Source organism: Rhodococcus sp. PvP016, from assembly GCF_017832185.1.
In the GTDB taxonomy this organism is placed as follows: Bacteria; Actinomycetota; Actinomycetes; order Mycobacteriales; family Mycobacteriaceae; genus Rhodococcoides.
The window spans coordinates 3340406-3364107 of sequence record NZ_JAFIBH010000001.1 but is presented as its reverse complement, the minus strand read 5'-3'; the positions used below and the strand labels follow the sequence as shown (position 1 = coordinate 3364107).

The window sequence follows — 23702 nt, the reverse complement described above, 5'->3', positions numbered from 1 at the left end:
GTGAACGACGACGAGTTTCCGGACTCGCGTGCACCGGGCGCCCGACGTACGTCGGGCGCCCGGTCCCGTTCCGGCCGCCGATCAGGCGAGACGCCGCCCCCGATCGGGGGCACCGCGGTGCAGGCCAAGGATGCCGCGTTGCGGTTGCTCACAGATCGCGCCCGAAGCCGCGCCGAGCTCGAACAGCGGTTGGCGGCCAAAGGATTCACGGACGAGATCATCGCGTCCGTGCTCGACAGGCTGACCGAGATCAAGCTGGTCGACGATCGCGACTTCGCCCATCAGTGGGTCCGCTCGCGGCACACGTACTCGGGCCGAGGCAAGCAGGCGCTGCGCACAGAACTACGCACCAAGGGCATCGACCCGGTGCTGGCCACCGAGGCACTCGACACGATCGAGCCCGAGGACGAGCGGGAGCGCGCGCGGGAACTGGTCGTCAAGAAGCTTCGAGCCCCGGCTCTGCTGTCCGCTCTGAACGAGGAGATCGAAGATCCGCGGGAGCGACGCGCACAACGCGACAAGGTGGTGCGCAAGCTCGTGTCGATGCTCGCGCGCCGTGGGTTCGCCCAGGGTATGGCCTTCGACGTGGTCCGGACGGAACTCGAGGCCCTCGGAAACGATTCCGAAGGCCTCGAGTACTAGAACGTCAGAGCCGGACGCCGCCCGTGGCGGATGCAGCGCCCTGGTCCACCCGGACCGGTGACTTCTTTGCTCGTCGCAGTCGCTTCTCCACCTTCGTGGCGAGGTACGTCAGCAACGAGTTCAGGATGATCATGATGATGGCCACGATGATGAGGGCGGGCAGGAAGTTGCCGTAGAAGGCACCGACCTGCTGCCCCGACCGGACCACCTCGACGTAGCCGATGATGTAGCCCAGCGCGGAGTCCTTCAGCGCCACCACCATCTGCGAGATGATGGCCGGCAACATCGCGGTCACGGCCTGGGGGAGCAGGATCATCCGCATGATCTGGCCTTTGCGCAGGCCGACGGCCATGGCGGCCTCGGTCTGACCCTTGGGCAGGGACTGGATGCCCGACCGCACGATCTCGGCGATGACCGAGCCGTTGTAGAGCGTCAGGCCCGTCACCACCGCGGCCAGCGCCAGGTAGCGGGACTTGAACACCTGGTACTCGGCGAAGAACTGGTACAGGAAGATCATCAGGATCAGCACCGGGATGGCGCGGAACAGTTCCACGAAGAAACCTGCGACCATCCGCACCGGTCGGTGGTCCGACAGGCGCGCGATACCCAGGACGGCGCCCAGGATCAGTGCCAGCACGATCGACAGGCCCGCGGCGACCAGGGTGCCCTGGATGCCGGGAACCAGGTACGTCGTCCAGGTCGACGACTCGACGAACGGACTCCACTTCTCCGACGTCAACTGGCCCTTCTCGTCCAGCTTCGCGTAGATCACGTACGCCGCCAGCAGTACCAGGACGAGTACGACTGCCGAGATGATGTGGTTGCGCACCTTGGCGCGGGGCCCCGGAGCGTCGTAGAGAACGGTGGCGCGTTCGGCGGAGGCGACCTTCTTGGGCGGTGCCTCGGTGCTCAGAGGTGCGTTCGCTGTGGTCATCGGGCAACCGCCAATCGCTTGCCGAGGTAGCCGAAGAAGAGGCCGGTGGGGAAGGTCAGGATGACGAAGCCGAGCGCGAAGATACCGCCGACGACGAAGATCGCCGCCTCGTTCTCGATCATCTCCTTCATCAGGATGGCCGCTTCGAGAACGCCGATCGCCGCGGCGACGGTCGTGTTCTTCGTCAGGGCGATGAGCACGCTGCCCAGCGGGCCGATGACCGCACGGAACGCCTGGGGGAGCACGATGAAGCGCAGGTTCTGCGAGAACGTCAGACCGAGCGATCGCCCGGCCTCCGCCTGCCCGACGTTCACCGTGTTGATTCCGGACCGCAGCGACTCGCACACGAACGAGGCCGTGTAGATGCTCAGACCGAGAACGGCGAGCCGGAAGTTGTTGTCCGCCTGCCCGGTCGGGGACGCCTGATCGGCGAGCGTGACGCCCAGGGTCTGGTAGAGGCCGAAGGCGCAGAACAGCAGGATCAGCGTGAGCGGGGTGTTGCGGAAGATGGTGACGTAGGTGGCACCGATCCACCGGGCGACGGGAACGGGGGAGACCCGCATCGCCGCGAGCAGGGTGCCGAGGACGAGAGCGCCGATGGCGGAGAGCACCGTCAGCTTGATCGTCATCCAGAACGCGTCGAGGAGTTCGGGCGCGTAGTCACTCAGTATGTCCACCGGCGACTCCTTCCGAGAGCGGTGACGAGTCGAACGGGCGGTTCACCGGTGTGAACCGCCCGTTCGGGTCTCGCGAAGAGTGGTGATCAGTAGCGATCGACGGTCGGCTGTGCGGGCAGCGGGTACCCGGACGGTCCGACGGTGTCCTCGAACGCCTTCTGCCACGACCCGTCCTCGATCATGGCGTCGATCGCGTCGTTGATCTTGGTGCGGGTCTCGTCGTCGCCCTTGGCCAGGCCGATGCCGTAGCGCTCCTCGGTGAACGGCTCGCCGACCACTTTGAGCTCACCCGGGTACTGAGCCGCGTAGCCGGCCAGGATGATGTCGTCGGTGGTCACCGCGTCGACGGCGCCGTTGCGCAGTGCCTCGACACAGGCGGAGTAGGTGTCGAACTCCTGCAGCTGCACGTCCTGCGCGTACTGGTCTTTGACCTTCTGCGCGGGGGTGGAGCCGGAGACGGAGCAGAGGCGCTTGCCGCCGCTGAGCGACTCGGGGCCCGTGATGTCGGTGTTGCCGTCGGCGACGAGGAGCGACTGTCCGGCGACGAAGTACGGTCCGGCGAAGTCGACCTTCTCCTTGCGGGCGTCGGTGATCGAGTAGGTGGCGACGATGTAGTCGACCTCACCGTTCTCGATGAGGGTCTCGCGCTGCGCCGACGGCGACTCCTTGAACGTGATGTTCTCCGGTGTGACACCGAGCTTGCCGGCGACGTACTTCGCCACCTCGACGTCGAAGCCGCTGAACGAGCCGTCGGGGGTGCGCAGGCCGAGGCCCGGCTGGTCGAACTTGATGCCGACGGTCAGCTTGCCGCTCTCGGCGCTGGACGACGCGCTGGTGGCCTCGTCGCCACCACACGCGGTGGCGGCGAAGGCGAGCGCGAGTGCGGCGACGCCGACGCGAGCGGTACGGGTGATTCTCATCGAGATCCTCCAGAAGGTGTGACGAACGGGTGGGAGATCAGTGACTCAGGATCTTGCCGAGGAAGTCCCTGGCACGATCGGATTTCGGTGTGGTGAAGAAGGTCTCGGGGTCGGTGTCCTCGACGATCTGGCCGTCGGCCATGAAGATGACGCGATCGCCGGCGCGGCGGGCGAAACCCATCTCGTGGGTCACGACCACCATGGTCATGCCCTCCTTGGCCAGCGACGTCATGACGTCGAGCACCTCGTTGACCATCTCGGGATCGAGCGCCGAGGTCGGCTCGTCGAAGAGCATCACCTTGGGGTTCATCGCGAGTGCGCGCGCGATGGCGACACGTTGCTGCTGGCCGCCGGAGAGCTGCGCCGGGTACTTGTCGGCCTGGTTGGCGATGCCGACGCGTTCGAGCAGACGCTGTGCGGTCTTCTCCGCCTCGTCCTTCTTCATCTTGCGGACCTTGGTCGGCCCGAGCATGACGTTCTCGCGAATCGTCTTGTGCGCGAAGAGGTTGAAGGACTGGAAGACCATGCCGACGTCCGCGCGGAGCGCGGCGAGCGACTTGCCCTCGGAGGGGAGCGCCTTGCCGTCGACCTCGATGGTTCCCTCGTCGACGGGCTCGAGTCGGTTGATCGTGCGGCACAACGTCGACTTACCCGACCCGGACGGGCCGAGGACGATGACGACCTGGCCGCTGGGAACGTCGAGTTCGATGTCCTTGAGGACGTGCAGATCACCGAAATGTTTCTGAACGCCGTGCATCGCGATCATGGGGGCAGACGATGCTGTGGGCGAGCTGTGAGCGTGCTCGCCGTCAGGGTGGGTCATGGCGATGACCCTAGAGGTAGTTTCCACCGCCACTGCTCGTTTTGGTGCGGGGACCGCGGATATGTAATGGAAACTTTACTCGGACCGCTCGGTGGGTCGGGTTCGAGCGCCGCCGTACCCTGGAGGGGTGGACACGATCGACACCCAGACTCTGCCTGCGCGGTCCGGGACTGCGCGCACCTACGAGGTGCGCACGTACGGCTGCCAGATGAACGTGCACGATTCCGAACGACTGTCCGGCCTTCTCGAGGAGGCCGGCTACGAGAAGGCCGACTCCGGGTCGGCCCCCGATCTCGTCGTCTTCAACACCTGCGCGGTACGCGAGAACGCCGACAACAAGTTGTACGGCAACCTCGGCCAGCTCCGGCCGGCCAAGGACGAGAACCCCGACATGCAGATCGCCGTCGGCGGGTGCCTCGCACAGAAGGACCGCGACGTCGTGGTCACGAAGGCACCGTGGGTGGACGTCGTGTTCGGCACCCACAACATCGGATCCCTGCCGGCGCTGCTCGATCGGGCGCGCCACAACCAGCGCGCCGAGGTCGAGATCCTCGAGTCGCTGGACGCGTTCCCGTCGACCCTCCCGGCCAAGCGTGACTCCGCCTACTCCGGGTGGGTGTCCATATCGGTGGGGTGCAACAACACCTGCACCTTCTGCATCGTGCCCGCACTGCGCGGCAAGGAGGTCGACCGCAGGCCGGGTGACATCCTCGCCGAGGTGCAGGCCCTCGTCGACGAGGGCGTGCTCGAGGTGACGCTGCTCGGACAGAACGTCAACGCGTACGGCGCCTCGTTCGCGGATCCCGACCAGCCGCGTGACCGGGGTGCGTTCGCGTCGCTGCTGCGTGCGTGCGGGGAGATCGACGGGCTCGAGCGCGTCCGGTTCACCTCGCCGCATCCCGCCGAGTTCACCGACGACGTCATCGAGGCGATGGCGTCGACGCCCAACGTGTGCCCGACGCTGCACATGCCTCTGCAGTCCGGATCGGACCGCGTACTGCGTGCCATGCGCCGCTCGTACCGCAAGGAGAAGTTCCTCGGCATCATCGACCGGGTGCGGGCGGCCATCCCGCACGCGTCGCTGACGACGGACATCATCGTGGGCTTCCCCGGGGAGACCGAGGAGGACTTCCAGGAGACCCTCGACGTCGTCCGTCGCGCTCGCTTCAGCAGCGCCTACACGTTCCAGTACTCCAAGCGACCGGGAACGCCGGCCGCCGACATGGCGGACCAGGTACCCAAGGCCGTGGTGCAGGAGCGGTACGAACGGCTCGCCGCTCTGCAGGAGGAGATCTCCCACGAGGAGAACCGCCGCGTCGTCGGCGCCGAGGTGGAGTTGCTCGTCGCCGACGGCGCCGGACGCAAGAATGCCGTCACCGAGCGGATGAGTGGACGCACCCGTGACGGGCGACTCGTGCACTTCACCCCGACGGGCGCCATCGACCGCGCCGTCCGGCCCGGCGACGTCGTCGTCACCACGGTGACCGACGCGAAGCCGTACCACCTGGTCGCCGACGTCCCGGTGCGCTCGCACCGGCGCACCACGGCCGGCGACCGCCACGAGCGGGGCACGATGCCCCGGACCGCACCGGTCGGTGTCGGGTTGGGGTTGCCGTCCGTCGGCGCCCCGGCGCCCGAGCCGGTCACGACGATGGGATGTGCACTGTGAGTACCGAGCCGACGACAGGATCCGATCCGGCGGCCGCCGAGAAGCGGATCTCGGGTCGTATCGACCCGGGGGTCCGCGCCGTCGTCGTGGCAGTGGTCGTGTTGTTGCTGTTGCTGAGCTTCGCGCTGCCGCACACAGGTTCGGCCAACGCGTGGGACGTGCTGGTGCACGACGAGGACGCGGTGGCGGAGTCGGTGGCACTGCCCTCACGCATCTTCGTGTGGCTGACCCTCGTGTTCGCCGTCGGCTTCTCGGCCCTCGCCCTGGTCACTCAACGCTGGGCGCTGGCCTGGGTCGCGCTCTACGGGTCCGGGGTGGCGACGGTGCTGGGCATCCTGGCCATCTGGTCGCGTCAGACCGTTCCGGTCGGCCTCACCGGGGCCGGCCCCGGGCTGGGCCTCGTCCTCGGCTGGTTGCTCGTGGTCGTGCTGGCGTTCCACTGGTTCAAGGTGGTGTGGAACCGCTCCAACGCTCAGTGGGCGGCTGCCGCCGCCCGCCGGGACGCGGCAGTGATGGACGAGGCGCGGCGCGAGAACGTGCTGGACACGTCCCGGCGCCGCGACAGCTGATCCCCCAGACCTGGAGACCTAGAGACCGCCGAGGGCGCTGTCGGCGGCGTCGGCCCACTCGCGCCACTGTTGTGCTTGCGCACGGGCCTTCTCGGCGTCCTTGGCCTTGCCCGCGGCCTCGGCCTTCTGGGCCTGCTCCTCGAACTGCGCGACCCGCTCGCGGAACTGAGCCGCGCGCGCCATCGCCTCGGGGTCGGTGCGTCGCCACTCGGAGTCGGCGGCGTCGCGGACCCGCTTCTCGATCGCGCGGAGCTTGCCCTCGAGATCGTGCATCTTCTCTCGCGGGACCTTGCCGATGGCGTCCCACTTGTCCTGCAGTGTCCGCAGAGCCGCCTTGGCGGCGTCGATGTCCTTGGACGGGTCGATGTGACCGGACTCGGCCAGCAGTCGTTCCTTCGCCTCGGCGTTCTGCTCGAATTCCGCGTTCTGCTCGGACTGCGCCGCGTTGCGTGCCTCGAAGAACACGTCCTGGGCGCCCTTGAACTTCTGCCACAGCGAGTCGTCGGCGTCGCGGGGAGCCCGGCCGGCGGCCTTCCACTCGGTCAGAAGATCGCGGAACACCTGCGCGGTGCCCACCCAGTCGGTGGACGACGACAGTTCCTCGGCCTTGGCGACCAGTTCTTCCTTGCGCACCTTGGCGGCGCCGCGTTCGCGGTCGAGATCGGCGAAGTGCGCGCCGCGGCGACGGTTGAACGCTTCCCGTGCCTTGGAGTAGCGCTTCCACAGTGCGTCGTCCACCTTGCGGTCGACGCCGCGGATGGTCTTCCACTCCTCGAGAATGACGCGCAGACGGTCACCCGCGGCCTTCCACTGCGTGGACTCGCTGCCGATGGTCTCGGCCTCGACGGCCAGCGCCTCCTTGCGAGCGGTCGATTCGGTCCGCTCGGAGTCCTTGCGCTTGCGATGCTCGGCGGCGACCTCGTCGGAGTGTTCGATCACGGCCTGCAGGCGGGTCGCCAGCGCGTCGACGTCGCCGATCACAGCAGCGGTGGGCAGGGTCTCGGCGAGCGTGACGGCGGCGGTCTTCGTCTTCTTGGCGTCACCGGCGCCGGAGGCGAGTCGCGCCTCGAGCAGTGCGACCTCGGTGGCGAGATCGTCGTAGCGGCGCCCGAAGTGTGCGAGGCCCTCGGCCGCGTCACCGGCTTGCCAGGAACCGACCTGCCGCTCTCCGTCGGTGGTACGGACCCACGCTGAACCGTCCTCGTCGACCCGGCCCCAGCGGGACGGATCGGTGACGACCGGGACGACAGCGGGGGTCGTCGGTACGTGGTGGGCAGCCGGATGAGGCGTCGGGTGTGACTCCCCGTCGCCTGCGGACGTCGACGACGGCGGTGCGGACGGATCGGCCGGGGCACTGGGCCGGGTCGGCGCCGGGCGCGGTGCGCCGCCGGGTCGAGGACCCGGTCGGGGCCCGGGCCGGGGAGGCGTGGTGCTCGCCTGCGACTCGGCGGGGGCGTTCTCGGTCGTCTCGTGCTCGGTCATGGTTCTCTCCGTCTCTGCCGCGCGTCACGGCTGCCTGGCGCTACGTGGTTCTCTGCTCGGTGGTTCTGGGCCCATTCAACCCCCTCCGCGCGTCGGCGACCATGCAAACCCCGAGGGACGCGCGGAAAAGGGACGCCCTCGGACGGTCGACTACCGTGGCATCCGTGCTGTCCGCCCTCGCCTTCGTCCCGTCGCCTCCGTTGTTGCTCGCGGAGCTCGCCGGTTCCGCCACAGGCGAACTGGACGATCTGCGTGCAGCCGTGCGCGAGGTGTGCGACGACCTGGGGCAGACCTGTCACGGCTGGATCGGGATCGGGGTCGGTGCGACCACGACCTGGATCGACGGCGACGCCGCGGGTACGTACGCCGGTTTCGGGGCCGATGTCGTGGTCGGTCTCACCCCGGATCAGGGGCCCGTCGATCGCGAGATGGAGTTGGCCGCGCTGACCGTCGGGCTGCTCCGCGGGCAGGCTGTTCCGCAGTGGTCGGTCCCCGTACAGCTCGTCGCCCGGAACGCGAGTGTCCAGGACGTGGCGGCGCTGGCGCTCGACCTGCGCGCCCGCGTCGACGCCGTGCCCGGCCCGGTGGGGCTGCTCGTCGTCGGTGACGGAGCGACGACCCTGACCGACAAGGCGCCCGGCGCATTCGACGAGCGCGCCGAAGCGGTGCAGCACGCGATCGACGACGCGCTCGGCAGGGCCGACCTCGATGCGCTGGCGTCCCTGGATTCTGCGCTGTGCGATGCCCTCGGCGTGGACGGGCGGGTGGCATGGCAGGTCGCGGCCGCGCTGGTGGGACCCGTACGAGTGGTGCCGCACAGTCTCTTTCGCGGTGCCCCCTACGGAGTCGGGTACCACGTCGCCTCGTGGTCGCTGTGACGCGACCTACCCCGGTCGCGGTGATCGGACCCACGGCCACGGGCAAGTCGGCCCTCGCGCTCGATCTCGCCGAGCACCTCGGCGGGCACATCGTGAACATCGACGCGATGCAGCAGTACCGCGGCATGGACATCGGCACGGCGAAGACGCCCGTGGCGGAGCGCCGCGGCATCCCGCACCACCGACTCGACGTCCTGGACGTCACGGAGACGGCAACGGTGGCGGCGTACCAGGACGCCGCGGTGCGAGAGATCGAGGAGCTGCTCGAGCAGTCCGTCGTGCCCGTCGTCGTCGGCGGATCGATGATGTACGTCCAGGCTCTGCTGGACCGCTGGCAGTTCCCGGCCACGGATGCCGCGGTGCGGGCCGAACTCGAGGCCCGGCTCGCCGCCGAGGGGGTCGCGGCGCTGCACCGCGCACTCGCGGAGTCCGATCCGGCGGCCGCGACATCGATCCTGCCGACCGACGGCCGACGCATCGTCCGCGCGCTCGAGGTGGGACGCCTCACCGGGAAGCCGTTCGCCGCATCGGCGCCCACCATCGGCGAGCCGCGCTGGGACACCGTCATCCTCGGCATCGACCGTGACACCGACGAGCTGGACGCGCGCATCGCGGCACGCACCGACGCGATGTTCGCCGAGGGGCTCGTCGCCGAGGTCGAGACCCTCGTGGGACAGGGCCTGCGCGAGGGGGTCACCGCCCCGAGAGCGATCGGCTACGCGCAGGTTCTGCAACTGCTGGACGGCGAGATCGACGAGGCGGCGGCGCGAGAGGCGACCTTCGTCGGTACCCGCCGCTATGTTCGCCGGCAACGGTCCTGGTTCGGCCGCGATCCCCGCGTGCACTGGCTGCGCGGGGGCGCATCGGACCTGCTGGACGCCGCACTGCGCACGAGGGGAGAACACCGATGAGCGATGCGCTCGTCCTGTCGAGGAACGCACGGTTCCAGCAGTGGCAGTCCTACCTCGTCACCCGCGGCAAGCGCACCAAGGCGGGGGTCTTCCTCGTGCAGGGAGTGCGGCCGGTGACGCTGGCCGTCGAGCACGGGTGGTCTCTCGAGTCCGTGCTCTACCGAACGGGCGACTCCCTGTCGTCCTGGGCCACGTCGACCGTGGACCGCTGCCGGGCCGCGGGCGTGTCCGCCGTGGGTGTCGCGCCGGAATTGATGGCGGAGCTCGGCGAACGCGTCGATCAACCCCCGGAGGTACTGCTGCTCGCACGGTCCCGGCTCCTCGATCCCGGACAGTGGACTCCGACGGGCGACACGCCGGTGGTGGTCGCGTTCGATCGGCCGACGTCGCCGGGCAATCTCGGCACCCTCATCCGGTCCTCGGACGCCTTCGGAGCGTCCGGGCTGCTGGTCAGCGGTCATGCCGCGGACCCGTTCGATCCCGCGTGCGTCCGCGCGACCACCGGGTCACTGTTCGCACTCCCCGTGGGGCAGGTCGGCGGTCCGGAGCAGGTTCGCGCGATGGTGGACAGGCTTCGGCAGCAGGGCACCGACATGACGATCGTGGGTACCGACGAGACCGGCACGGTGGCAGCGCACGAGCACGATTTCACCGGAGGAACGGTGCTGGTGGTGGGCAACGAGACCCGGGGCATGAGCGCCGCGTGGCGGGAGGCCTGCGACGTCGTCGTGTCCATCCCGATAGGCGGCGCGGCGAGTTCCCTCGGAGCGCCGTCCGCCGGCGCCGTCGGGCTGTACGAGATCACCCGTCAACGGCTGATCGCGCGGACGTCCGCGCCGGTGGGAGACTGATCCCATGCAGTTCACCAAGGGCCACGGAACGCAGAACGATTTCGTCGTGCTGCCGGATCCGGACGCACTCCTCGATCTGAGCGCACACCGCGTGGCGACGCTGTGCGATCGCCGCGCCGGGCTCGGCGCGGACGGGGTACTGCGGGTCGCCCGCAGCGGTGCCCTCGTCGAGCGCGGTGTGCTCGACGCGCTGCCCGAGGGCGTGTCCGCCTCCGACTGGTTCATGGACTACCGCAATGCGGACGGGTCCATCGCGGAGATGTGCGGCAACGGTGTCCGGGTGTTCTCCCACTACGTTCGTGCGGCGGGTCTCGTGGACTCGGACGAGTTCGTCGTCGGATCGCGCGCCGGCGGGAAACCGGTCACCGTGCACTCGCACGACGACACCGACGCCGTGGTCACCGTCGAGATGGGCACCCCGCGGGTCTTCGAGACCTCCGACACAGAGGTCGACGGCAGGTCCTTCACGGGCATCGGCGTCGACGTCGGCAATCCGCACCTGGCCTGCGTGTCCGCCGATCTCGATGCGGAGACCCTCGGCGACCTCGACCTCACGGCGCAACCCGCCTTCGACAGTGCGGTGTACCCGCACGGGGTCAACATCGAGTTCGTCACGGTCCCGAAGGACGGTGCGGTGAGCATGCGCGTCCACGAGCGCGGCGTCGGGGAGACCCGATCGTGTGGCACGGGCATCGTCGCTGCCGCCGTCGCCGCGCTGCGGTTCGACGGGACCGGCGACGGTGAGCTGGCCGTCCACGTTCCCGGTGGTGTCGTGTCGGTGCGCGTGTCGAACGGTTCCGCGTCGATGCGGGGGCCGTCCGTGCTGGTCGCGTCGGGGGAGCTGTCGGATGCCTGGTGGGCGGGGCTGGAAGCGTGACGGCCGGAGTGCGGGTATTCCCCGCGACACGGTTGCGTAAATGACAGTGCACGTCAGGGCGTTCTCGTGGATCATGGGTCTCGTATGACGACAACGAATGCAGCGGCCGACAGGGCCGACACGACAGGTCCCTCCCACAGCGACGAGTTCGAGCAGGACGCCGAGTGGTCCACCGGCGACATGCAGCTCGACGATCGCAGCGCACTGCGCCGTGTGGCTGGGCTCTCCACCGAGCTCACCGATGTCACCGAGGTCGAGTACCGCCAGTTGCGGCTCGAGCGCGTGGTGCTCGTCGGTGTCTGGACCAGCGGTTCCGCCGAGGAGGCGGAGTCCAGCATGACCGAACTCGCGGCTCTGGCCGAGACGGCGGGTTCCGAGGTGCTGGAGGGGCTCGTGCAGCGGCGCGACCGACCCGACGCCTCCACCTACATCGGCTCCGGCAAGGCGAAGGAACTGCGCGAGGTGGTCATCGCGACCGGCGCGGACACCGTCGTGTGCGACGGTGAATTGACGCCTGCGCAGCTGACGGCCCTGGAGAAGATCGTGAAGGTGAAGGTCATCGACCGCACCGCGCTGATCCTCGACATCTTCGCTCAGCACGCGTCCTCCCGCGAGGGCAAGGCGCAGGTCGCTCTGGCGCAGATGGAGTACATGCTCCCGCGTCTGCGCGGCTGGGGTGAGTCCATGTCGCGTCAGGCGGGTGGCCGCGCCGGCAGCAACGGCGGTGTGGGTCTGCGTGGTCCGGGTGAGACCAAGATCGAGACCGACCGTCGACGCATTCGCGAGCGCATGGCGAAGCTGCGTCGCGAGATCCGGGGCATGAAGCAGGCCCGCGACACCAAGCGTGAGCGCCGGCTGCAGGGCAACGTTCCGTCCATCGCCATCGTCGGCTACACCAACGCGGGGAAGTCGTCGCTGCTCAACTCGCTCACCGGATCCGGTGTGCTGGTACAGAACGCACTGTTCGCGACCCTGGATCCGACCACGCGCAAGGCGACGCTCGAGGACGGCCGCGAGTGCGTGCTCACCGACACCGTCGGCTTCGTCCGCCACCTGCCGACCCAGTTGGTCGAGGCGTTCCGCTCCACACTCGAGGAGGTGACGGACGCCGATCTGCTGCTGCACGTGGTGGACGGGTCCGATCCGCTTCCCATCGGGCAGATCGAGGCAGTGCGCGAGGTCATCGTCTCGGTGGTGCGCGAGCAGAACGCCGCAGCTCCCGAGGAACTGATCGTGGTCAACAAGATCGACGCTGCGGATCCCGTCACGCTCACGCAGCTGCGCGGACTGCTGCCGGGTGCGGTCTTCGTGTCCGCGAAGACCAGCGAGGGTATCGAGGAGCTGCGGACACGACTGGGCGAGCTGGTGCGCCCGCCCGAGGTGTCGGTGAGCGTCCTGCTGCCGTACGACCGTGGCGACCTGGTGTCGCGCATCCACGCGGACGGACGGATCTCGAGCACCAGTCACGAGAGCGGCGGTACGCGCATCGACGCGACTGTGCCGACGGCGCTGGCCTCGATACTCACGCGATACGCCCACAGCGCGTGAGCCGCCGGTTCGCGCCGGTGCTCGGTGCTGCCGTGATGGCGCTCGTGGCAGCGTCTCCCGCGGCGGCGCAGACCGAGGCACCGGATGCGGAGCCGTACTGTGTGCCGACCGATCCGGGACTGTCCGAACTCTCGGGCATGACGGTGCTCGACGGGACGGTGTACGCGATCGGGGACAGCGGCGCCGACGACCGTGTCGCGCGCCTCGACTCCGAGTGTGCTGTCGCGGAGTGGCTTCCGAATCCGGTGGACCCGTACGACGTCGAGGAACTTTCGTCGTTCGAGGGGTCGTTGTGGCTCGCGGACATCGGCGACAACGACCGTCGACGCGACGCCGTGGCCCTCACCCGGATGGATCCTGCGGCCGGTGGTGCCGGTGAACTGCACCGGCTCACCTATCCCGACGGTGCGCACGACGCCGAGGCACTCCTCATCGGGTCCGACGGCCGTCCCGTGATCGTCACGAAGGACGGTCTCGGGACCGGTGGCGTGTACACGGCTGACACGTCGGTGTCCGATCTCCCGAGTCCCGGTCCCACTCCGCTGCGCCGCGTGGCCGACTTCGCGCCGTCCGCGACCACCACCCCCGGGGGCCCGCCGCTGCTCGACGGCAGTCGCCTGGTCACCGGTGGCGGCGTGAGTGCGGACGGATCGATGGCCGCCGTGCGCACCTACACCGATCTGTATCTGTGGTCCGTGCGGGACGGTGACGTGGCCGCGGCCTTCGATTCGGCTCCCGCCCGCGTCGTCGCGCTCCCGCCGCAGCCGCAGGGCGAGTCGATCGCGTTCACCCCCGACGACGAGGTGCTGCTCGGGTCCGAGCAAGGTGTGGACACGGCCGCAGCTCTTCCCGCCGTCCTCGTCCTGCGTGACGTGGCAGCCTCCACCCCGGCCGGCCCGGAGGCCACCGAGACCGCGGACTCCGAAGCACCCGCTGAGCCCACCGGGTCCATCCTCGTTCCGTTGGTCGCCGCCGCGGCGTCCGTCGGTGTGGTCGTGGTGCTGACGCTGTTCTTCGTGCGTCGACTGTTCCGGTCGCGGTAGACACAGCAGCACAGATGACGACGGCCCCCACAGTGTGTGGGGGCCGTCGTCATCTGTGCGAAAGATCAGGCGTCGAGATCCGACGCGACTAGTGCGGCGACCTTGTCGAGCGTGGCCTGATCGTCACTGGTGATCGTGACCTCAGTGCCCTTGGTGGCCCCCAGCGTCATGATCATGAGCGCGGAGCCGCCGTCGACGGCCTCCTCGCCCTCCACCTCGAGGGTGACGTCGACGCCGGAGTCGGCGACCGCCTCGGCGATGACGGCGGCGGGGCGGGCGTGCAGGCCGATGGCGGATCCGACCGTGACCGTGGTGCTGGGCATCGTGGTGATCTCCTTCTTCGTCAGGTGAGTGCTGGTGTCGATACTGCCAGCTGTGGGGGTGATGACGTGGGTGTCAGGCTGCGACCGCGACGGGTTCGTCGATGATCTCCGCAGGCTTCTTGCCGGCGAACTGCTTGGCCGCGGTGATGAGCGCCGCGGAGACCACGGTGCCGATCGCCAGAGCCAGGAGGAACAGGAAGAAGTTGTTCATCGCGAAGAACACCAGCAGTCCGCCGTGGGGTGCGCTGAGCGTCGTCCCGAAGGACATGATCAGAGCGCCGGTCACAGCGCCACCGGCCATCATCGAGGGGATGACGCGCAGCGGGTCGGTCGCGGCGAACGGGATCGCACCTTCGGAGATGAACGCAGCTCCGAGAAGCCATGCAGCCTTGCCGTTCTCGCGCTCGGCCTCGCTGTAGAGCTTCGGACGCAGAGTCGACGAGAGAGCCATGGCGAGCGGGGGAACCATGCCGGCAGCCATGACGGCGGCCATGATGCGCAGCGATGCCTCGTTGTCGACGCTCAGGCCGGCGGTGGCGAAGGCGTAGGCGGCCTTGTTCACCGGTCCGCCGAGGTCGAAGCACATCATGAGGCCCAGGATGATGCCGAGAATGATGACCGACGAGCCGGAGAGACCGTTGAGGAAGTTGGTCAGGCCGGTGGTGATGGCGGCGAGCGGGCGACCCAGCACGAGGAACATCAGACCGCCGACGACGAGGGTCGCACCCAGCGGGATGATGACGACGGGCATCAGGCCACGGAGCCACGGCGGAACGGCGATTCGGCTGATCCACAGTGCGACGAAGCCGGCGATGAGGCCACCGACCAGGCCACCGATGAAGCCGGCGCCGACGAACAGGGCCACCGCACCGGCAGTGAAGCCGGGGGCGATACCGGGACGGTCCGCGATGGCGAAGGCGATGTAGCCGGACAGGGCCGGGACGAGGAAGCCGAAGGCCAGGCCGCCGAGCTGGAACAGCACCGCGCCGATGAAGATGCGGAGCCCTCCGTCGGGAAGGTTGGTGAGGCTGTTGTTGGTCATGATGTCCTCGGCGACACCCTTGATCTCGTAACCACCGAGAAGGAAGCCGAGGGCGATGAGGAGTCCACCGGCCGCGACGAACGGGATCATGTAGCTGACACCGGTCAGGAGGATCTGGCGCAACCGGGTGCCCCAACCGAGTCCACCGGCAGCGGCGGCAGCGGACGCTCCCGGTGCGGTGCCGGAGACGCGTGCGGCGCTCGGGTCACCGCCGGCGCGCAGGGCTTCGGCGACCATCTTGTCGGGCTCGTTGATCGCGCGCTTGACGCCGGACTCGATGACGGGCTTGCCCGCGAAGCGCTCGCGGCCCTTGACGCCCACGTCGGTGGCGAAGATGACGGCCTCGGCCGAGGCGATGAGTGCCGGGTCGAGCGCGGTGGAGCCGCTCGAGCCCTGGGTCTCGACGTGCACGGTGACGCCCGCACGATCGCCGGCGTCCTTGAGGGAGTCGGCAGCCATGTAGGTGTGGGCGATGCCGGTGGGGCATGCGGTGATCGCGACGATGTGCTTGGCAGCGTCCGCCGTGGCGGTCGGAGCGGGAGGCGCGGTCTTCGTGGTCGTGACGGGGGCGGCGGCCTTCGGAGCTTTCGGGGCGAGGACGCCCTCGACCAGTGCGACGACGTCGGCGGGGGTGGCGGCCTCGCGCAACGACGTCACGAACGCCGGCTTGACCAGTGCGCGTGCCAACGAGGACAGCAGCTTCATGTGCTCGGCGCCCGCGCCGTCCGGTGCGGCGATGAGGAAGACGAGGTCCGCGTCGCCGTCGGGTGCGCCGAACTCCACCTTCGGGTTCAGTCGGGCGAAGCCCAGCGATGCCGTGGTGACGGCCGCGGACCGGCAGTGCGGGATCGCGATGCCGCCGGGCAGGCCGGTGGCCGACTGCGCCTCACGAGCCATCGCGGCATCGCGCAGGGCGTCGGCGTCCGAGGCGCGCCCCGCGTCGGTGAGGACGCGAGCGAGGCGGGCGATGACGTCGTCCTTCGTCGAGCCGAGATCGGCGTCGAGCAGGATGAGGTCCTCGGCGATGATGCCGGGCTTCGCATCGGAAGCCGTGGTGGGACTGGACATGTCGTTTCCTCTGGGAGTGGAGTGGAGCTGAGAGATCAGGACGGGGGATCAGGACTGGGGTACGGCGGGTGACGAGTCGAGGGTGTGGACGGGAACGGCGGTGACGTCGACGTCGGACGGCGTCGGCAACCGGGTCCCGGGTAGGGCCGCGGCTGCGGATCCGTAGGCGACGGCCCGAGCGAGTCGACCGGCACCGTCCTCGCCGTCGAGATCGGCCAGGATGTATCCGGCCAACGACGAGTCGCCCGCGCCGACGGTGCTTCGCGGGGTGATCGGGGGAGGGGTGGCGAACCAGGACCCGGTCGCGGTCACCAACACGGCGCCGGAACCGCCGAGTGTCGCCAGGACGGCGGCCACCCCGCGATCGACGAGCACGCGTGCGGCGTCGACGGTCGGGTACGGATCACCCTGTGCGGCACTGGCTTCGAGTGCCGCGCCGTCGCGTCCCGTGAGGTGTGCGAGCTCCTCCGCGTTCGGTTTGATCAGGTCCGGTGCCGTGGCGGGGAATCCCGCGGCGAGCGCGGAGAGCGGATCGTCGGAGGTGTCCACTGCAACCTTCGCCGACACCTCGTGCAGTGCGGCGACGAGGCGGCCGTACCAGGTGGCGTCGACTCCGGGCGGGATCGATCCGGACAGGACGACCCAGTCGGCGCGCTGCGCGAGTTCCAGGACCGACGCCATCAGTGCGTCGACCGTCTCGGGCGCGAGTCCGGCGCCGGGCTCGTTGATCTTGGTCGTCGTCCCGTCGGACTCGCTGATGGTCAGGTTCGTGCGCGCGACACCCGACGTGGGTACGGCGTGGTACCGGACTCCGAGGGTGCCGAGAGCGCTGAGCAGCGGATCGGAACCGCTGCACGGGAGCACCGCGGTGGCGGTCCGTCCGGCGGAGGTGACGACGCGTGCGACGTTGACGCCTTTGCCGCCGGGTTCCGTCGTGGTCAGTGCGCTGCGATGCACCGATCCGCGCACCAACGGCACGTCGAGGGAGACCGTGCGATCCATGCTGGGGTTGGCCGTCAGGGTGAGGATCATGCGACCACCACCTCCAATCCGTGTTGCTGCAGACGGGTGCAGTCGGTGTCGGTGATGCCGTCGTCGGTGACGAGGACGTCCACACAGTCCAGTGCGGCGAAGGACATGAAGAACTGGAGCCCGATCTTGGCCGAGTCGGTGACGACGACGACACGATCCGCGGACCCGACCATCGCGCGCTTGACGGCGGCCTCGTCGGTGTCGGGGGTGGAGAGGCCGTGCGTGACGCTGATCGCGTTGGTGCCCATGAAGGCGACGTCGACGCGAACGGTTCCCAGGACGCGGAGTGTGTCCTCGCCGACGGTGGCCTGAGTGACACCGCGGACCCGACCACCGAGCAGGTGCAGGTCCAGCGAGGACACTGCGGCGAGCCGGGTCGCGATGGGAAGCGAGTTGGTCACCACCGTCAGATCCGACTCGACGGGGATCAGCGCGGCGAGGCGTCCGGTGGTGGTGCCGGCATCGAGCGCGATGGACCCGCCGGGTGCCGGCAGGTAGGCGAGGGCGGCCGCGGCGATGCGGTCCTTCTCCTTCGCGCGGGTGTGTTCGCGCTCGGCCATGCCGGGCTCCACCGCGGTGACCGACGTGGCGGGAACTGCGCCGCCGTGCACGCGGCGCACGACGCCCATGCGGTCGAGCGAGGCCAGGTCACGGCGCACGGTCTCGGTGGTGACACCGAACGTGTCGGCCAGGTCGGCGACGGAGACGCGACCGCGCTGTCCGATGAGGCCGGCGATGGCGTTCTGCCGCTCTTCCGCGTACATCGTGTTCACCGCCCCTCCGTCCGATCCGTTGTTTCACTGTTGGTTTATGTTGTTTTACGCCCGTCTCTGTTGACATGTCAAGAGGTTCGAGTAATCTGAGTCACAAGAGCCATCGCGGGAGACGCGATGCACAGCGGGTCGGCGAGATGCCCCCGTACCACCGCGCAGCAGGAGGAAGCAGATGACGGGATCGCTCACCGCGAACGAGGCACAGCCGACGGCCCACGCGGTGCAGGGCACGCCGGTGGTGCCCGGCGTCGGCTACGGCCCCGCGATCCGCCCGGCGCCGCGCCCTTCGCGCCCCGACACGGCTGTCGAGATCGCCGAGGACGCGCGTGACGCCGAGAAGGAGCGATTCCGCGCCGCAGCGGCCGAGGTCGGTCGACGTCTGCAGGCCCGCGCCGCACTGGCAACCGGCTCCGCGTCCGAGGTGCTCGCCGCCAACGCCGCGATGGCCGAGGACCGCGGGTGGATCGGCGCCGGCGTCAAGGCCATCGGCAAGGGTTCCGACGCGGCATTCGCCGCGGTCACCGCGACGGATCAGTTCGTCGCCATGTTCGCCAAGCTCGGCGGACGCATGGCCGAGCGCATCACCGACCTCATGGACATCTGCGACCGCGTGATCGCCGAGCTGTCCGATCTCCCGGAGCCCGGCGTGCCCACCCCGTCGGAGCCGTCGGTTCTCCTGGCGGAAGACCTCGCACCCGCCGACACCGCGGGACTCGACGCCACGCTGGTCGTCGGCCTCGCGACGTCACTCGGTGGACCCACCAGCCACACCGCGATCATCGCCCGTCAGCTCGGTATCCCGTGCATCGTCGCGGCGACGGGTCTCGACGACGTCGCCGCCGGGACGCTGGTCATGGTGGACGGCGCCACCGGCCGTATCGAGATCGAGCCCGATCCGTCCACGGCACGCTCCGCGGTCGAGGAATCGGCCACCCACCTCGCCGAGGTCGCCGACTGGAGCGGACCGGGCCGGACGTCCGACGGTCACCGTGTCGACATCCTCGCGAACGTGCAGGACGGCGCCGGCGCTCGCGCGGCCCGGTCGACCGCGGCCGACGGCGTCGGACTCTTCCGCACCGAACTCAGCTTCCTCGACCGTGACGTCGAGCCCACCGTCGACGAGCAGGCCTCGATCTACGCCGAGGTGCTCACCGCATTCGAGGGCACCAAGGTGGTCGTCCGCACGCTCGACGCCGGCTCGGACAAGCCGCTGCGCTTCGCGAACCACGCCGACGAGGCCAATCCGGCCCTCGGTGTGCGCGGCATCCGTATCGCCGAGGGCAATCGCGGCATCCTGCATCGCCAGCTCGACGCCATCGCGGCCGCAGCGGCCTCGACCGATTCCTCCCCGTGGGTGATGGCCCCGATGATCGCCACGTCTGCCGAGGCGCAGGCCTTCGCCGCCGACGTGCGGGAACGCGGGCTCACCCCCGGCGTCATGATCGAGGTGCCCGCCGCGGCGTTGCTCGCGGACCGGATCCTCGATCACGTCGACTTCCTGTCCATCGGAACCAACGACCTGGCGCAGTACACGATGGCGGCCGACCGGATGTCCGCCGATCTCGCCGCACTGACCGATCCGTGGCAGCCCGCCGTGCTGACGCTCGTCGCCCACGCGGCGAAGGCCGGCGCGGCCGTGAACAAGCCGGTCGGTGTCTGCGGTGAGGCCGCCGCGGATCCGTTGTTGGCCTGTGTCCTCGTCGGCTTCGGCGTCACATCCCTCTCGGCCGCGTCGGCCGCGGTGGCCGGTGTCGGCGCGAAGCTCGGCACCGTCACGCTCGAGCAGTGCATGGCGGCGGCCGAGGCCGTGCTGTCCACCTCCAGCCCTGCCGAAGCACGCGAGGTGGCCGCCGGCCTGCTCGGGTGACGAGCTCGTGACATCATTTCCGCCGTGACGACAACTCGATCCAGGCAGTTCTTCCCTCGCTGGTCCGTGCACGGCGACGGTCGCACCGTGGCCCCGGACGCGGTAGTCGCTCCCGACGAACGGCTCTCGTGGCCGCGCACGGTGGGCATCGGGATGCAGCACGTCGTCGCGATGTTCGGCGCCACGCTGCTGGTTCCCACCATCACCGGGTTCCCGGTCACGACGACGCTGTTCTTCTCCGGTTTGGGTACTGCGATCTTCCTGCTCGCCACGCGCGGCCGGATCCCGAGCTACCTGGGCTCGTCCTTCGCCTTCATCGCACCCTTGGCGGCGACGGCGGGCGACGGTCCCGCTGCGCAGCTCGGCGCGGTGCTCGTGGTGGGCGTGGTGCTCTTCCTGGTCGGTCTGCTCGTCCGGCTGGCGGGGAGCCGCGTTCTCGACGCCGTCATGCCGCCGCTGGTGACCGGCGCGATCGTGGCGCTCATCGGCCTGAACCTCGCGTCCACCGCCGCGACCTCGTACGAGGCTCAGCCGCTGGTCGCCACCGTGACCCTGGTGGCGGTCCTGCTGGTCACCGTCGCGGTACCCGGGCTGATCGGTCGCCTCGGCATCCTCGTCGGCGTCGTCGTCGGTTGGGTGTTCGCAGCCGTCACCGGTGCTCTCGATCCCGCACGCGTCGACGCACTCGGCAGCGCGTCGTGGATCGGACTGCCCGAGTTCACGGGCCCCTCGTTCCAGCTCTCCGTCGTGCTCGTCGCACTGCCCGTCGTCGTGGTGCTCGTCGCCGAGAACGTCGGTCACGTGAAGGCGGTCGCGGCGATGACGGGTCGGTCTCTCGACGACGTCGCCGGTGACGCCCTCATGGCGGACGGCGCGGCGACCGTCCTCGCCGGTGCCGGTGGTGGTTCGGGCACCACGACGTACGCGGAGAACATCGGCGTCATGGCCGCCACCCGCGTGTACTCCACCGCTGCCTACTGGGTCGCCGCTGCGACGGCGCTGGTGCTCTCGTTCTCCCCGAAGTTCGGCGCTCTGATCTTCACGGTCCCGAACGGTGTCATCGGCGGCGCGACTCTGGTGCTCTACGGTCTCATCGGCCTTCTCGGCGTGCGGATCTGGCAGGAAGCGGAGATCGACTTCACCAAGCCGCTCAACCTCATGGTCGCGGCGGCCGCCCTCGTCGCCGGTGTCGGTGACCTGACTCTGACCATCGGATCCGTCGAACTCGGCGGCATCGTGTGGGGCTCGGTCGGCATCCTGGTCGCGTACCCGGTGCTGCGCGCGCTGTCGGAGCGGCGACGAGACTGAGCGGTCTGTGCCACGCTGAGGTGGTGAGCCAAGCACCCCTCGACCCGATGCGACCCGTGCGCCTCGCGCCCGACGAGTGGCCGTCGACGCCGGCGTGGAAGATGCCGGCGCTCATAGCGGTCTCGGCTGTAGCGGCCGTCTCGACGCTCGCTCTGCCGAACACTGCTGCTCGTGTGACCGTTGCGGCTGTTGCCCTGATCGTTGCCGTCGTGCTCGCCGTTGCGTCGACGAGGCGGACGGTGCGCGAGAGCGGCGACCAGCGCATCTCATGGTTGCGCGGACCGGCGGTGCGTCGCCGTGACGTCGACCTGCTTCACGGTTGCAGTGGGTCTGCTCTGTTCGTCGGGGCCTTGGCGCTGAACTCCGTTCCGGGTTGGTACTGGTGGGTCACCGCGGCGCTCGTCGTCTGGGTCCTGCCGACTCTCGTCCTGCAGGCTCGGCACAATCGCCGCGTCGCGCGATCCGGTGCAGATTCCGTCGCTCACCGACGGTTTCTGCACCGGATCTAGGCTGGTTCCGTGCCGCACACCCTCGTCTCGTCCCGACCCGTCGATGCGGAAACGGTGATCGAGCGGAGCCGGTTCCTCGCCCGCGTGGTCACCGTCCACACCGAGTCCGCGGCGCTCGACGTGGTCGCCGCGGTGACCGCAGAGTTCCCCGATGCGGGCCACCACTGCTGGGCATTCGTCGTCGGCGCAGATCAGGAGCACCGTCGTCAGCGCGCATCGGACGACGGTGAACCCGGTGGCACGGCGGGCGTTCCGATGCTCGGAGTGCTGACCGGCCGCGACCTGGTCGACGTGGTGGCCGTCGTCAGTCGGTGGTTCGGGGGCGTCAAGCTCGGCGCCGGTGGTCTGGTGCGCGCCTACTCGGGTGCGGTGAGTGCGGCGCTCGACCGCGCGGAGGTCGGCGAGCTCGCGCGAGTAGACGTCCTGGAGATGGCCTTGTCCCACGCTGATGCCGGTCGAGTGGAGGGCGTCCTGCGAGTGCACGGATTCGCCGTCGACGACGTCGCCTACGGATCCGACGTGCGGCTCCGGGTGATCGGTGACGGCGACCGGCTCGACGGTGTCCTCGCGTCGGCGACCAGCGGCAGTGTGGTCGCCGAGCGAGTCGGACACCGGTGGGTGCTCGGGCTCTGAGGCGGCTGGGTGCGCTGAGCCGCGGATACCGCGGCTCACCGCACCGAACTCTGCCCGGCGACGGCACCGCAGTCACCGAACGTGCTCGCACTGGTCATCGACCCAGCGTGCACTCCGGTTCTACTCTCGAATGAGATCCGCCGTACGCCTGACGAGGAGAACCATGAAGCGCACGTTGTTCGAGCCCGAGCACGACCTGTTCCGCAGCTCGTACAAGAAGTTTCTCGAGCAGCACGTCGCGCCGCATCACGCGGAGTGGGAGACGCAGAACATCGTCGACAGAGGTGTCTGGGTCGAGGCCGGCAAGCAGGGCTTCCTGGGCATGGCAGTGCCGGAGGAGTTCGGCGGCGGCGGAGTCAAGGACTTCCGCTACAACGCCATCGTCACCGAGGAGACCACGGCGGGCGGCTACAGCGGCATCGGGTTCACGCTGCACAACGACGTCGTCGCTCCGTACCTGATCGAGCTGACGAACGACGAGCAGAAGCAGCGCTGGCTGCCCGGGTTCTGCTCCGGCGAGCTGATCACCGCGATCGCGATGACCGAGCCGGGCACGGGCAGTGACCTGCAGGGCATCAAGACCAAGGCTGTTCGGGACGGTGACGACTGGGTGCTCAACGGCTCCAAGACGTTCATCACCAACGGCATCAACGCCGACATCATCATCGTCGTGGCCTGCACCGATCCGGAGAAGGGCGCGCAGGGTTTCAGCCTGTTCGTCGTCGAGCGCGACATGCCGGGCTTCGAGCGCGGCCGCAACCTCGACAAGATCGGTATGAAGGCGCAGGACACCGCGGAGCTCAGCTTCACCGACGTCCGCATCCCCGCCGCCAACATGCTCGGCGAGGAGGGCATGGGGTTCATCTACCTGATGCAGAACCTCCCGCAGGAGCGTCTGTCGATCGCCGTCGTCGCGGCTGCCGCGATGGAATCGGCGCTGGCGATGACGATCCAGTACTGCAAGGACCGCAAGGCGTTCGGGAAGCCGATCGGCAAGTTCCAGAACACGCGCTTCGTGCTCGCCGAGTGCGCGACCGAGACGACCGCCGTCCGCATCATGGTGGACAAGTACATCGAGCAGCTCAACGCGAACGAGCTGTCGGTGCAGGAAGCCGCCATGGCCAAGTGGTGGACCACCGAGAACCAGGTCAAGCTCATCGACCGGTGCCTGCAGCTGCACGGTGGCTACGGCTACATGAAGGAGTACCCGATCGCCAAGGCGTACATGGACTCTCGTGTGCAGACCATCTACGGCGGTACGACGGAGATCATGAAGGAGATCATCGGTCGCGGGTTGGATCTGTAACCAGACCGAACACGACG

Annotated in this window: 23 protein-coding genes; 14 read left to right on the top strand and 9 right to left on the bottom strand. The window is 69.1% G+C overall.

Annotated features, from left to right (window positions below; genetic code table 11):
- Positions 1 to 642: a regulatory protein RecX gene (locus JOE30_RS15655; RefSeq protein ID WP_204867735.1), complete on the top strand. Its 642-nt coding sequence runs from the start codon at positions 1 to 3 to the stop codon at positions 640 to 642.
- Between the two features lie 4 nt (positions 643 to 646).
- Here the strand turns inward: JOE30_RS15655 and JOE30_RS15650 are convergent, their stop codons facing one another.
- The 4 genes from JOE30_RS15650 to gluA form a co-directional block, all read right to left on the bottom strand.
- Complete coding sequence (locus JOE30_RS15650; RefSeq protein WP_204867734.1) at positions 647 to 1576, bottom strand: amino acid ABC transporter permease; 930 nt, start codon at positions 1574 to 1576, stop codon at positions 647 to 649.
- Positions 1573 to 2253 (bottom strand): amino acid ABC transporter permease, encoded by a 681-nt coding sequence (locus JOE30_RS15645; RefSeq protein WP_027505128.1) that lies wholly within the window; start codon positions 2251 to 2253, stop codon positions 1573 to 1575. The genes JOE30_RS15650 and JOE30_RS15645 overlap by 4 nt, the downstream gene beginning before the upstream one ends.
- 86 nt (positions 2254 to 2339) lie before the next feature.
- Positions 2340 to 3173, bottom strand: a complete 834-nt coding sequence (locus JOE30_RS15640) for a glutamate ABC transporter substrate-binding protein (protein WP_027505129.1) — start codon at positions 3171 to 3173, stop codon at positions 2340 to 2342.
- Between the two features lie 37 nt (positions 3174 to 3210).
- Positions 3211 to 3939 carry an amino acid ABC transporter ATP-binding protein gene (gluA, locus tag JOE30_RS15635; protein ID WP_204870443.1) on the bottom strand — a complete coding sequence of 243 codons (729 nt, stop codon included), beginning with the start codon at positions 3937 to 3939 and terminating at the stop codon, positions 3211 to 3213.
- A 184-nt stretch (positions 3940 to 4123) separates the two neighbouring features.
- Between gluA and miaB the strand changes: the two genes are divergently transcribed.
- Both miaB and JOE30_RS15625 read left to right on the top strand, forming a co-directional pair.
- On the top strand, positions 4124 to 5665 hold the full coding sequence (miaB, locus tag JOE30_RS15630) for a tRNA (N6-isopentenyl adenosine(37)-C2)-methylthiotransferase MiaB (protein WP_204867733.1): 1542 nt from the start codon (positions 4124 to 4126) through the stop codon (positions 5663 to 5665).
- Positions 5653 to 6234 (top strand): hypothetical protein, encoded by a 582-nt coding sequence (locus JOE30_RS15625; RefSeq protein ID WP_204867732.1) that lies wholly within the window; start codon positions 5653 to 5655, stop codon positions 6232 to 6234. Before miaB ends, JOE30_RS15625 begins: the two co-directional genes overlap by 13 nt.
- Positions 6235 to 6252: 18 nt before the next feature.
- Here JOE30_RS15625 and JOE30_RS15620 read toward each other — a convergent pair whose 3' ends face one another.
- The gene (locus JOE30_RS15620; RefSeq protein WP_204867731.1) at positions 6253 to 7716 is read right to left on the bottom strand and encodes a DUF349 domain-containing protein; all 1464 of its coding nucleotides are present in this window, start codon (positions 7714 to 7716) and stop codon (positions 6253 to 6255) included.
- A gap of 155 nt (positions 7717 to 7871) precedes the next feature.
- On the opposite strand from JOE30_RS15620, the gene JOE30_RS15615 reads away from it, so the two are divergent.
- The 6 genes from JOE30_RS15615 (at position 7872) to JOE30_RS15590 (ending at position 13824) form a co-directional block, all read left to right on the top strand.
- Positions 7872 to 8594: a hypothetical protein gene (locus JOE30_RS15615; protein ID WP_209993101.1), complete on the top strand. Its 723-nt coding sequence runs from the start codon at positions 7872 to 7874 to the stop codon at positions 8592 to 8594.
- On the top strand, positions 8591 to 9505 hold the full coding sequence (gene miaA, locus JOE30_RS15610; protein WP_204867729.1) for a tRNA (adenosine(37)-N6)-dimethylallyltransferase MiaA: 915 nt from the start codon (positions 8591 to 8593) through the stop codon (positions 9503 to 9505). Before JOE30_RS15615 ends, miaA begins: the two co-directional genes overlap by 4 nt.
- Complete coding sequence (locus JOE30_RS15605; protein WP_204867727.1) at positions 9502 to 10356, top strand: RNA methyltransferase; 855 nt, start codon at positions 9502 to 9504, stop codon at positions 10354 to 10356. Before miaA ends, JOE30_RS15605 begins: the two co-directional genes overlap by 4 nt.
- A 4-nt stretch (positions 10357 to 10360) precedes the next feature.
- Complete coding sequence (gene dapF, locus JOE30_RS15600) at positions 10361 to 11233, top strand: diaminopimelate epimerase (protein ID WP_204867725.1); 873 nt, start codon at positions 10361 to 10363, stop codon at positions 11231 to 11233.
- An 84-nt stretch (positions 11234 to 11317) separates the two neighbouring features.
- Complete coding sequence (gene hflX, locus JOE30_RS15595; protein ID WP_204867723.1) at positions 11318 to 12781, top strand: GTPase HflX; 1464 nt, start codon at positions 11318 to 11320, stop codon at positions 12779 to 12781.
- Positions 12778 to 13824 (top strand): hypothetical protein, encoded by a 1047-nt coding sequence (locus JOE30_RS15590; RefSeq protein ID WP_204867721.1) that lies wholly within the window; start codon positions 12778 to 12780, stop codon positions 13822 to 13824. Before hflX ends, JOE30_RS15590 begins: the two co-directional genes overlap by 4 nt.
- Positions 13825 to 13889: 65 nt before the next feature.
- Here JOE30_RS15590 and JOE30_RS15585 read toward each other — a convergent pair whose 3' ends face one another.
- The 4 genes from JOE30_RS15585 to JOE30_RS15570 all read right to left on the bottom strand — a co-directional run bounded on the left by JOE30_RS15585 (position 13890) and on the right by JOE30_RS15570 (position 18053).
- Positions 13890 to 14147 (bottom strand): HPr family phosphocarrier protein, encoded by a 258-nt coding sequence (locus JOE30_RS15585; protein ID WP_027505136.1) that lies wholly within the window; start codon positions 14145 to 14147, stop codon positions 13890 to 13892.
- Positions 14148 to 14220: 73 nt separating this feature from the next.
- Positions 14221 to 16257 carry a fructose-specific PTS transporter subunit EIIC gene (locus JOE30_RS15580; RefSeq protein WP_204867718.1) on the bottom strand — a complete coding sequence of 679 codons (2037 nt, stop codon included), beginning with the start codon at positions 16255 to 16257 and terminating at the stop codon, positions 14221 to 14223.
- A gap of 48 nt (positions 16258 to 16305) precedes the next feature.
- Entirely contained in the window at positions 16306 to 17289 is a 984-nt protein-coding gene (locus JOE30_RS15575) for a 1-phosphofructokinase family hexose kinase (RefSeq protein WP_204867716.1), read from the bottom strand.
- Positions 17286 to 18053 carry a DeoR/GlpR family DNA-binding transcription regulator gene (locus JOE30_RS15570; RefSeq protein ID WP_204870441.1) on the bottom strand — a complete coding sequence of 256 codons (768 nt, stop codon included), beginning with the start codon at positions 18051 to 18053 and terminating at the stop codon, positions 17286 to 17288. Before JOE30_RS15570 ends, JOE30_RS15575 begins: the two co-directional genes overlap by 4 nt.
- A gap of 181 nt (positions 18054 to 18234) precedes the next feature.
- Here JOE30_RS15570 and JOE30_RS15565 point away from each other — a divergent pair, with 181 nt between their 5' ends.
- The 5 genes from JOE30_RS15565 (at position 18235) to JOE30_RS15545 (ending at position 23685) form a co-directional block, all read left to right on the top strand.
- Entirely contained in the window at positions 18235 to 19929 is a 1695-nt protein-coding gene (locus tag JOE30_RS15565; RefSeq protein ID WP_204867714.1) for a phosphoenolpyruvate--protein phosphotransferase, read from the top strand.
- 24 nt (positions 19930 to 19953) lie between these two features.
- Positions 19954 to 21237: a uracil-xanthine permease family protein gene (locus tag JOE30_RS15560; RefSeq protein WP_204867712.1), complete on the top strand. Its 1284-nt coding sequence runs from the start codon at positions 19954 to 19956 to the stop codon at positions 21235 to 21237.
- Positions 21238 to 21260: 23 nt separating this feature from the next.
- Complete coding sequence (locus tag JOE30_RS15555) at positions 21261 to 21746, top strand: hypothetical protein (protein WP_204867710.1); 486 nt, start codon at positions 21261 to 21263, stop codon at positions 21744 to 21746.
- Positions 21747 to 21755: 9 nt separating this feature from the next.
- Positions 21756 to 22379: a YigZ family protein gene (locus tag JOE30_RS15550; protein ID WP_204867709.1), complete on the top strand. Its 624-nt coding sequence runs from the start codon at positions 21756 to 21758 to the stop codon at positions 22377 to 22379.
- A gap of 163 nt (positions 22380 to 22542) precedes the next feature.
- Positions 22543 to 23685: an acyl-CoA dehydrogenase family protein gene (locus JOE30_RS15545; protein ID WP_204867708.1), complete on the top strand. Its 1143-nt coding sequence runs from the start codon at positions 22543 to 22545 to the stop codon at positions 23683 to 23685.
- Positions 23686 to 23702: the final 17 nt, after the last annotated feature.

Excerpts from the sequence above, each read along its gene's own strand:
- JOE30_RS15585 (WP_027505136.1), bottom strand. The coding sequence starts at position 14,147 with ATGCCCAGCACCACGGTCACGGTCGGATCCGCCATCGGCCTGCACGCC.
- JOE30_RS15565 (WP_204867714.1), top strand. The coding sequence starts at position 18,235 with ATGACGGGATCGCTCACCGCGAACGAGGCACAGCCGACGGCCCACGCG.
- JOE30_RS15545 (WP_204867708.1), top strand. The coding sequence starts at position 22,543 with ATGAAGCGCACGTTGTTCGAGCCCGAGCACGACCTGTTCCGCAGCTCG.
- JOE30_RS15575 (WP_204867716.1), bottom strand. The coding sequence starts at position 17,289 with ATGATCCTCACCCTGACGGCCAACCCCAGCATGGATCGCACGGTCTCC.
- hflX (WP_204867723.1), top strand. The coding sequence starts at position 11,318 with ATGACGACAACGAATGCAGCGGCCGACAGGGCCGACACGACAGGTCCC.
- JOE30_RS15625 (WP_204867732.1), top strand. The coding sequence starts at position 5,653 with ATGTGCACTGTGAGTACCGAGCCGACGACAGGATCCGATCCGGCGGCC.
- JOE30_RS15605 (WP_204867727.1), top strand. The coding sequence starts at position 9,502 with ATGAGCGATGCGCTCGTCCTGTCGAGGAACGCACGGTTCCAGCAGTGG.
- JOE30_RS15570 (WP_204870441.1), bottom strand. The coding sequence starts at position 18,053 with ATGTACGCGGAAGAGCGGCAGAACGCCATCGCCGGCCTCATCGGACAG.
- JOE30_RS15620 (WP_204867731.1), bottom strand. The coding sequence starts at position 7,716 with ATGACCGAGCACGAGACGACCGAGAACGCCCCCGCCGAGTCGCAGGCG.
- JOE30_RS15580 (WP_204867718.1), bottom strand. The coding sequence starts at position 16,257 with ATGTCCAGTCCCACCACGGCTTCCGATGCGAAGCCCGGCATCATCGCC.
- JOE30_RS15650 (WP_204867734.1), bottom strand. The coding sequence starts at position 1,576 with ATGACCACAGCGAACGCACCTCTGAGCACCGAGGCACCGCCCAAGAAG.
- gluA (WP_204870443.1), bottom strand. The coding sequence starts at position 3,939 with ATGATCGCGATGCACGGCGTTCAGAAACATTTCGGTGATCTGCACGTC.
- JOE30_RS15640 (WP_027505129.1), bottom strand. The coding sequence starts at position 3,173 with ATGAGAATCACCCGTACCGCTCGCGTCGGCGTCGCCGCACTCGCGCTC.
- dapF (WP_204867725.1), top strand. The coding sequence starts at position 10,361 with ATGCAGTTCACCAAGGGCCACGGAACGCAGAACGATTTCGTCGTGCTG.